Raw genomic sequence first — 6,462 nt, 5'->3', positions numbered from 1 at the left:
GAGGCCCGGCGTGGCATCGTTGACGAACAGGGTTTCGCCCGGGGCGCAGGGGAACGCCGCGCGCGGATCCTGAGCGCTGGTGTTGATGGTGTCGTAACCGGCCAACTGGATCGGCCAGCGATAGTCGTAGTACTGCCCCGGAAAGAAAAACGCATTGGAAAAGCCGTCGCTTTCGGCCGGGGAGTGGCCGTTGTGTTCGTGGGTGCTGAGGGTGTGCAGGCCGAAACCCATGTTGGCCGACGGATCGATCGGCAGGGCGTTGTAGTGCCGCATCAGCACGGGTTGGCCGTACCGCACCATCAGCAGTTTTGGCGGAAAGGTGCCGTCGAAGGTCCAGAGCGCCTTGTGGTTCTGAATCGGCATGTTGGGGTGAAAACGGGTGTCGATGCCTTTGGTGGTGCCCGTTATGACCGGGGTGTCCGAAGTCTGGTTGTAGAGCCCGCCAGGCCCGAACTCGCCGACGGCATAGTTGTGCAACTGGCGGCGGTCGCGCATGCCGCCATTGAGCTTGGCGCCCGCTTGAGCGGTCTTGAAGGCGACCTGCGGGTAGAACTCGTTCCAGCGCTGGTGCGACCAGCCTTTTCCTGGCGGACGACCTTCGGCCGGCGAGCCGACCGGATGGCGGTTGAGGAAGGCTTCGATCTGCGCTTTCCATGGGTTGCGGTCCAGTACATTGGAATACTGCGACGGAAACGGGTACAGCCCCGGTTGACGCATGAAAGCTTCCAGCGCCGTGGCCGAAGGGCCGCTGCGGGCGATGTTGTTCGGGTCCTGGGTGGGTGCCGGGCCGACGATCGGAACCGGGAAGGTCAGGGTGGGCGGCGGCAGTGTCGGGTCGAGTTTTTCCGTGCCGAATTCTTCGAACAGCAGCAACTGCTGAGTGTACGGTTGGGCCCCGAACAATGGGCTGGGCTTGCCATTGGTGGGGATCTTGAAGGATGTCTGCAGGGCTGGCGGCAGCACGTTGTCGGTCGTTGGCGTGGTGCGGGTGCCAAACACGCCATTGGGCAAGGCGATGGCGCCCTGATTGGCGGGCGGCATGGCCTTTATGACATCCAGCGCGGCCTTGAAGTCGGTCGGCGGGTTGCTATACGCCGAAGGATCTGTTGGCGGCGGCGGGCTGACATCGTCAAGCGGCGCAGCGTTGACGGTACCGAGGCTGAAGTTGATCAGCATCACAGCGGCGATGCCCGGTTTCCGGAAAAAGCCGAGCGACTTGAGGTCAGGCATTTTATTCATGTTGTTCCCCTCGGGGCGCGCCGGTGTTGGCTGACGTTGGCCATTGGCCTGCTGCAAGAGGTGCGCCAATCGCGGGGGGATCCGGGGAGAGAAAAAAACCTGATTGATATCAAAAGGCTGGCGGTTTGGGTTTTAGTTCTGGTGGCGCAGTGGGTGGGAATCCTCAAAGTTGGGGCCTTGACCCACCCATTCTTCCCCACTCACACCCCTATCCGGTGTGGTGGACGCTTTCGCGAGCAGACGAGCTCCCACAGAAGATCGAGGAGTGGGCAAAACCGCAGTCCCCTGCGGGGGCGGGCCTGATCGCGAAGTGGCCAGTTTATCCAGCACAATGTGTGCCGGACTCACTGGCGTCAGGCTCGAAAGCGCAGCCAGGCGTTCGCCGGCGATGCGCATGGCCCATCAATGGGGGATGTCTGTCCATCACCCTTCGGACCACCAGTGTCAGGCGCGCTATGATAGGCGGCCCTCGACCCCGGAGCCTGTCACCGCAATGCCCCTTATCAGCCACTTCAAGAGCCCGTGCCCCGAGCACATCAATAGCCAGATCCTGCAGATGGTGGTCGACAACCTGACTGACATCAGCATGGTCGCGATCCCGCCCAGCAACCTGCTGTACAACCTCTATCAATACGCGATCGGCTATGAGGTGCACCTGTACCTGGAGGCGCTGAACGGTGAAAAAGGCATTGCCGTGGAGTTGATCGTCGCCACGGACGAAGACGACCCGCAAAAGGTGACTGGCTTTGTGCTGTACCTGCCGGTACAGGACGACCCCGAGGCCTGCGGCGTGGCGTACATGGCGGTGCAGGCCGAGTATCGGCGCCAGGGCGTGGCCCGGCGGATGCTGCGGGAAATGGTCGGCCGCTATCCCCATGCCGAGTTGACCTGCGCGGTGGCCAAGGTGCCGTATTTCGAGGCGATGGGCTTTGAGGTGGTGGGCGTACGTGCGACCCAGGTGTTGATGAATACCCGCGACCACGCCACCGATGGCTTGATGGCGCTGCTGGATGTGGCGTCGATCTACAGCTCGCTCGAAGTGCGGCAGATTCATACCTACCTGCTGCAAAAGCATGGCAAGCGAGCCATGACCGACGCGGAAAAACAGCGCGACCGGCATCTGGACCAGTTGACGCACAAGGCCCAGGCGTTTGTGCGGGGGCGGTTGGGTGACGATGCGGTGCCGGCTGCCGGCCCTCGATTGCGCCTGGTCTGACCACAAATCACCCTGTGGGAGCGAGCCTGCTCGCGAAGGCGTAGTGTCAGTCGCCATAAATGTTGGCTGAAACACCGCTATCGCGAGCAGGCTCGCTCCCACCTTTAACTGCGGTCAGTCTTCAAGCCAGCTTCACATTCATGGTGATCCGCGCCGTGAACACCTTCTTGCCCTCGACATCGTGAATGTCCACCGGCACGATCTTGTCGCCTTCGGTGGTCCAGTCCACCGCATCCCCCTCGGCCACCGCCGTCACATCGCTCTTGGCCTTGGCCAGGTATTCCACGGTCATGCCTTTGGGGATCCAGCGTGCGCCGGCAGGAATGGAAACGTCGGTCATCATCCCGGCGGCCAACTCGGCGGCGTTGCACATCGCAATCGCATGCACCGTACCCAAATGATTGGTGATCTCCCGGGCAAATGGCACGTGCACGGTGGCGCTGCCTTTGCGCAAATCCTTGACCAACGGGTTGATGGTGGAGAAGTAGGGCGCCACCTGGCAGGCCATTTTGCTGAACGCTTGCGGGCCTGCGCTGCTGAACATGCTGAGGAACTGACTCATTTTGATGCCTCTTGTGGATGACATTTCACGGAATATTATTCCGATACAGAATATTGTTCTGTAACGGAACAGTATTCTGTCGAAGGGAAATCTGTCAACCTAGCGCCACTTGTTCGCTGGCAACGCCAGCCTCCACCGATGACTTTTCTGGACTGTCTTTGCGCATGGAAACCGCCGATCTGCTCGAACGCTGCTACCCAGGACGACGCGCCGAACTCAAGCGCGACATCTTCAGAAAGGCCCTCGCCCTGTTCAACGAACAGGGGATCGAGGCCACCACCATCGAAATGATCCGCGCCGAATGCGATACCAGTGTCGGTGCGATCTATCACCATTTCGGCAACAAGGAAGGCCTGGTGGCGGCGCTGTTTTTTACCGCCCTCGATGATCAGGCCCGCTTGCGTGACAGTTACCTGGCCGGCGCCAAAACCACTCAGGCAGGGGTGCATGCGCTGGTGCACAGCTATGTGGACTGGGTCGATAGCCAGCCGGAATGGGCGCGGTTCCAGTACCACGCGCGGTTTGCCGTCACCAAGGGGCCGTTCAAGGACGAACTCGCTACCCGCAACAAGACGCGCAACAGGCAGTTGCTGGAATGGCTGGGGGCGCAGGGTAATGAACTGGGGAGTCTTCCGGCGGAGTTGATCCCGTCGCTGATCGTCGGCCAGGCAGACAGTTACTGCCGCGCCTGGTTGTCGGGCCGGGTCAAGGGCAGCCCGAAGGCCTATCGGGACGTGCTGGCGGAGGCGGCATGGCGGTCGTTGTGCACCACCGAAACACAATGACTTTCCCCTGTGGGAGTGAGCGTGCTCGCGAAGACGGTGTCACATCCAACATCAATGCTGCCTGACACACCGCTTTCGCGAGCAGGCTCGCTCCTGCAATGAGATGTGTTGGTTTTCGGAGGTTAAAAAAGAGCCTCAAAGCTCTTGATGGGGAGGAAGTGGAGCCGAGAGGCTCAAGATGCGCGTGAAGCAGGCGGTGAGCTTGGTAGGGGTTCAGTGCACTCACCACCTACGCAGCGGCTTGCGCTAGCAAGCGACTGCGTAAGTTCATCCTAAAAAGACCGAGTGTTTCACTCAAGTACCGCTAGTCGCGTCCCCCGGCCAGCCGGCGCGGCGCAACGCCTTGAGCAGGGTCTCGGCATCCAGCCCCTGCACCCCGTGCCCGTTGCCTTCGGCCGTTTCGGCGGCGAGCAGGGCATTGATGATGGCTTCTTCCACGGCTTCGGTGGCGGCCAGGAACAGCTCGCTGATGTGGTCGTTGTTGACCATGCTCAGGTTGTGGGTGGTCGGTGCTTTCTTGCTCTCGTAGGCGGCCGGCGGCACGTGATCGTTACCGGTGGCGAAGGCGATGAAGATGTCGCCGCTGTGGTCTTCATTGCCACCGCCGGTGCGGGCCAGGCCGAGGCTGGCGCGCTGGGCCAGGCGGGTGCACTGGTGTGGCAGCAGCGGCGCATCGGTGGCCAGGCAGACCACGATCGAACCCATGCCCGGATGGGGCAGCGAGGCCTTGAGGAACGGCGAATCGACCTGTTCCATGTAGCGTCCGACCGGGTAGCCATCGACGCGCAATTCATTGCGAATGCCGTGGTTGGCCTGGACGATCGCCCCCACCGTCCAGCCGCCCTGGGCGCTGTTCAAACGGCGCGACGCAGTGCCGATGCCGCCCTTGAACTCGTGGCAGATCATGCCGCTGCCACCGCCGACATTGCCTTCGGCCACCGGGCCGCCCGCCGCCGAATGCAGGGCTTGAGCCACGTGTTCAGGTTTCACGTGAAAGCCGTTGATGTCGTTGAGCAGGCCGTCGAAGGTTTCCAGCACCACCGGCATGTTCCAGTACAGGCGCCCGTCATCCGGCTGCTGCTCACGGTCGAGCACGATCAGCGCATCGCGTACCACGCCCAGGCTGTGGGTGTTGGTGAAGGCAATGGGGCTGGTCAGCAAGCCTGCTTCGCGAATCCACTCCAGCCCCGTGGCATCGCCGTTGCCGTTGAGCACATGCACACCGGCAAAGCACGGTTGCTGGCTGGTGGAACCGGCACGGGGTTCGATGACGGTGACGCCGGTGAGGATGTCGCGGCCATTGGCAGTGCGGCCTCGTACATTGCTGTGGCCGACCCGTACGCCGGGGACGTCAGTGATGGCATTGAGCGGGCCGGGTTGCAGTTGGCCGATTGGAATGTTCAGGTCACGGGCGCGTGGTTTCATGGTTTTCTCATCTTCGAATCGTGGCAGAAAAAAGAATATTTGTTGGGCACCACAGGGGCATGTGGTGTTCTTATTGACCGTTTTTGACCTTGCTCCAGATCCGCGTGCGCACGCGCTCGGTAGCCGGCGGCAAAGGCTGAAGGGTGAACAAGGTGGCCATGGCTTCGGCGGGCGGATAAACGGCCGGGTTACTGCGGGTCGCTTCGGCCACCAGCGTGGTGGCGCTGCGGTTGCCGTTGGGGTAGTTGAGGTGGTCACTGACCGGGGCGATGACCTCGGGGCGCATCAGGTAGTCGATGAAGGCCATGCCTTGTTCCGGGTGCGGGGCGTCCTTGAGCAGCACCAGGGTGTCGAACCACACCGGCGCGCCTTCCTTGGGCAAGCTGTAGGCGATCTTCACGCCGTTGCCGGCCTGCTCGGCGGTGTTCCTGGCTTCGAGCATCGCGCCGGACCAGCCGACCGCCACGCAGATGTTGCCGTTGGACAGATCGCTGATGAACTTCGACGAGTTGAAGTAGGCAATGTGCGGACGCAACTTGAGCAGCAGTGCTTCGGCCTTCTTGTAGTCCTCGGGGTTGGTGCTGTTGGGCGGCAGACCGAGGTAGTGCAGGGCGACCGGCAGCATCTCCGACGGCGAGTCGAGCATGGCCACGCCGCATTCGCCGAGTTTGGCCAGGTTCTCTTCCTTGAACACCAGGTCCCAGGAATCCACCGGCGCCTTGTCACCCAGCGCAGCGCGCACTTTGTCGACGTTGTAGCCGATGCCGTTGGTGCCCCACAGGTAGGGCACGGCGTACTGGTTGCCCGGATCGTTGTTGGCCAGTTTCGCCAACAGTTCGGTGTCCATGTTCTTGAAGTCCGGCATCTGCGCGCGGGGCAGGGGGGCGAGGGCGCCGGCCTTGATCAGCGTGGGCAGACTGAAGTTGCTGGCCACCACCACGTCGTAGCCGCTGCGGCTGGTGAGCAACTTGCCTTCCAGCACTTCGGCGCTGTCGAAGGTGTCGTAGACCGGCACAATCCCGGTGTCACGCTTGAAGTCCTGCAAGGTGGTGGGGCCGATGTAGTCGTACCAGTTGTACACGTGCACCGTCGGGGCTTCGACTGCAAAAGCCGACAGCGAAACCGCCAGACAGGCGCCAAACCCCAGATTGAAATACAAGCGGTGACGACTCATGATGCGGCACTCCTGGCCTGTGGCGGCCGGTGGTAATCAGGAGTTTGCAGCGTATCGACCG

5 protein-coding genes and 1 pseudogene are annotated in these 6,462 nt (G+C 62.0%); 2 read left to right on the top strand and 4 right to left on the bottom strand.

Annotated features, from left to right (window positions below):
• Positions 1–1,239 (bottom strand): annotated as a pseudogene (locus tag BSF44_RS25575) (copper oxidase); the annotation flags it as partial.
• Between the two features lie 493 nt (positions 1,240–1,732).
• Between BSF44_RS25575 and BSF44_RS25570 the strand changes: the two are divergent.
• Positions 1,733–2,455: a GNAT family N-acetyltransferase gene (locus BSF44_RS25570; protein WP_095945874.1), complete on the top strand. Its 723-nt coding sequence runs from the start codon at positions 1,733–1,735 to the stop codon at positions 2,453–2,455.
• A gap of 121 nt (positions 2,456–2,576) precedes the next feature.
• On the opposite strand, the gene BSF44_RS25565 is transcribed toward BSF44_RS25570, so the two are convergent.
• Entirely contained in the window at positions 2,577–3,017 is a 441-nt protein-coding gene (locus tag BSF44_RS25565) for a hotdog fold domain-containing protein (protein WP_095945873.1), read from the bottom strand.
• Between the two features lie 164 nt (positions 3,018–3,181).
• Between BSF44_RS25565 and BSF44_RS25560 the strand changes: the two genes are divergently transcribed.
• Positions 3,182–3,802: a TetR/AcrR family transcriptional regulator gene (locus BSF44_RS25560; protein WP_095945872.1), complete on the top strand. Its 621-nt coding sequence runs from the start codon at positions 3,182–3,184 to the stop codon at positions 3,800–3,802.
• A 294-nt stretch (positions 3,803–4,096) separates the two neighbouring features.
• Here the strand turns inward: BSF44_RS25560 and BSF44_RS25555 are convergent, their stop codons facing one another.
• Both BSF44_RS25555 and BSF44_RS25550 read right to left on the bottom strand, forming a co-directional pair.
• A complete protein-coding gene (locus BSF44_RS25555) occupies positions 4,097–5,227 on the bottom strand; it encodes a P1 family peptidase (protein ID WP_095945871.1) in 1,131 nt (376 codons plus the stop codon).
• Between the two features lie 70 nt (positions 5,228–5,297).
• Positions 5,298–6,401: an extracellular solute-binding protein gene (locus BSF44_RS25550; RefSeq protein WP_095945870.1), complete on the bottom strand. Its 1,104-nt coding sequence runs from the start codon at positions 6,399–6,401 to the stop codon at positions 5,298–5,300.
• Between the last annotated feature and the right edge of the window lie 61 nt (positions 6,402–6,462).

The organism is Pseudomonas sp. ACN8, from assembly GCF_002303925.1.
Classification (GTDB): domain Bacteria; phylum Pseudomonadota; class Gammaproteobacteria; order Pseudomonadales; family Pseudomonadaceae; genus Aquipseudomonas.
This window is presented reverse-complemented; position numbering and strand designations above follow the sequence as displayed.

Coding starts and splice junctions, on each gene's coding strand:
- BSF44_RS25570 (WP_095945874.1), top strand. CDS start 1,733: ATGCCCCTTATCAGCCACTTCAAGAGCCCGTGCCCCGAGCACATCAAT.
- BSF44_RS25565 (WP_095945873.1), bottom strand. CDS start 3,017: ATGAGTCAGTTCCTCAGCATGTTCAGCAGCGCAGGCCCGCAAGCGTTC.
- BSF44_RS25560 (WP_095945872.1), top strand. CDS start 3,182: ATGGAAACCGCCGATCTGCTCGAACGCTGCTACCCAGGACGACGCGCC.
- BSF44_RS25555 (WP_095945871.1), bottom strand. CDS start 5,227: ATGAAACCACGCGCCCGTGACCTGAACATTCCAATCGGCCAACTGCAA.
- BSF44_RS25550 (WP_095945870.1), bottom strand. CDS start 6,401: ATGAGTCGTCACCGCTTGTATTTCAATCTGGGGTTTGGCGCCTGTCTG.